This is a genomic window from Fictibacillus aquaticus (genome assembly GCF_002245695.1).
GTDB classification, from domain to species: Bacteria; Bacillota; Bacilli; order Bacillales; family Fictibacillaceae; genus Fictibacillus; species Fictibacillus aquaticus.
Genome location: NZ_NOII01000094.1, coordinates 1 through 2,230 on the forward strand (window position 1 = coordinate 1; position 2,230 = coordinate 2,230).

Annotated in this window: 2 protein-coding genes; both read right to left on the minus strand. The window is 43.7% G+C overall.

Annotation, left to right across the window (positions count from 1 at the left end; translation table 11 throughout):
- Positions 1-379: 379 nt before the first annotated feature.
- The gene (gene sufB / locus CGZ90_RS20175; protein ID WP_094254255.1) at positions 380-1,777 is read right to left on the minus strand and encodes a Fe-S cluster assembly protein SufB; all 1,398 of its coding nucleotides are present in this window, start codon (positions 1,775-1,777) and stop codon (positions 380-382) included.
- 39 nt (positions 1,778-1,816) lie between these two features.
- The coding region (gene sufU / locus CGZ90_RS20180; RefSeq protein WP_094254256.1) for a Fe-S cluster assembly sulfur transfer protein SufU at positions 1,817-2,230 on the minus strand (414 nt) is incomplete at its 5' end.

A 2,230-nucleotide genomic window follows, 5' to 3' on the forward strand; every position in this document is an offset into this window, starting at 1 on the left:
ATATGTTTCGCAGCGCCTTGGACATCAAACGATAAAAACAACAGCTGACATATATTTAGATGTTACGGACAAATTTGAAGCAGATGAACTAAATAAGTTTGCCGCTTATACAAGAAGAAATTAGCCTTGACTCCTTATAATATTGAAATAATCTAGATACCATTTTCTTTCTTGTAATTCTTTTAAATCTAACATCTGCCTCTTTCATTTTTTTGTGATTGGGTATTTCACAAGAGTTCCCAATTGCATCTCAAGTATTATAAGTATCCTACGCATACAGGAATATAAAAAAATTCGAGTTGGCATAAAGTTGGCACGACAAAAAACCCCACAAAAAAAAGGCTTGGTACATCCCTTATGTACCAAGCCTTTTCATGTGTTACCCGATAGAACCTTCCATCTCGAACTTGATAAGACGGTTCATCTCTACTGCGTATTCCATTGGAAGTTCTTTCGTAAACGGCTCAATGAAGCCCATTACGATCATTTCTGTTGCTTCCTGCTCGGAAACACCGCGGCTCATCAAGTAGAAAAGCTGGTCTTCCGATACTTTAGAAACTGTTGCTTCGTGCTCAAGCGTGATGTTGTTGTTTAAGATCTCATTGTATGGAATTGTGTCAGACGTTGACTCGTTATCCATGATGAGCGTGTCACACTTGATGTTCGCTTTGGATCCGTCAGAACGGCGTCCGAAGTGAGCGATACCGCGGTATGTTACTTTACCGCCGTGCTTAGAGATCGATTTCGAAACGATCGTCGACGAGCAGTCTGGTGCAAGGTGAAGGACCTTCGCGCCTGCATCCTGGTGCTGCCCTTTGCCTGCGATCGCGATAGAAAGGATTGTACCTTTTGCTCCGCGGCCTTTCATAACAACAGCCGGATATTTCATCGTCAGACGGGAACCGATGTTGCCGTCAATCCATTCCATCGTAGCGTTTTCTTCTGCAACCGCACGCTTTGTAACAAGGTTGTAGATATTGTTCGCCCAGTTCTGGATTGTTGTGTAGCGGCAGTAAGCGTTCTTTTTAACGATGATCTCAACTACTGCACTGTGAAGCGAGTTCGTTGAGTAAACAGGTGCCGTACAGCCTTCTACATAGTGTACTGAGCTGTCTTCATCAGCGATGATAAGCGTACGTTCGAACTGACCCATGTTCTCAGAGTTAATTCGGAAGTATGCTTGCAGCGGCGTGTCGCATTTTACGCCTTTTGGAACGTAAATGAACGATCCGCCGGACCATACTGCTGAATTAAGAGCAGCAAACTTATTGTCTGCTGGAGGAATGATCGTTCCAAAGTGTTCTCTGAAAATTTCCTCATGCTCTTTTAATGCTGTATCAGTATCTGTGAAAAGAATACCGAGGTCTGACAAGTCTTCTTTCATGTTGTGATATACAACTTCAGACTCATACTGAGCGGATACACCTGCCAAGTATTTTTGCTCAGCTTCAGGAATTCCAAGCTTGTCAAATGTTGCTTTAATTTCTGCCGGAACTTCATCCCAAGACTTCTCGGATTTTTCGGACGGTTTTACATAGTACGTAATATCGTCGAAGTTCAGGTCGTTCAAGTCTCCGCCCCATTGAGGCATCGGCATTTTGTAGAATGTTTCGAGCGACTTTAAACGGAAGTCAAGCATCCACTGCGGTTCGCTCTTCATACGTGAAATTTCTTCCACGATTTCTTTCGTCAATCCGCGTTTTGAACGGAAGATTGACACGTCTTTATCTCGAAAGCCGTATTTATATTCACCAATATCAGGCATTTTCTTCGCCATCGCAAATCCCCTCCTTAAAGGAATGGTTCTAGTTGAAGCTTATTCTTCTGAGTCATCCTTTTTCCCGACGCCCTGCTCCATCGCTTTCCATGCAAGCGTGGCGCACTTGATGCGGGCCGGAAACTTGGAAACACCCTGAAGTGCTTCAATATCGCCTAAATCAAAATTCTCTGCATCATACTCATTGCCGAGCATCATTTGATAAAAAATTGTTGCTAGCTTTGTTGCATCCTCAACAGACAGACCTTTTACAGCCTGAGTCATCATAGAAGCTGAGGCAAGTGAAATTGAACAGCCTTCGCCGTCAAACTTTGCCTGTTCAATCTTGCCGTCCTCCACCTTCAAATGAAGCTGGATGCGGTCGCCGCATGTCGGGTTATTCATGTTTATCGTAACCGAACCATCTGTGATCTCCCCTTTGTTGCGGGGATTTTTATAATGGTCCATGATCAC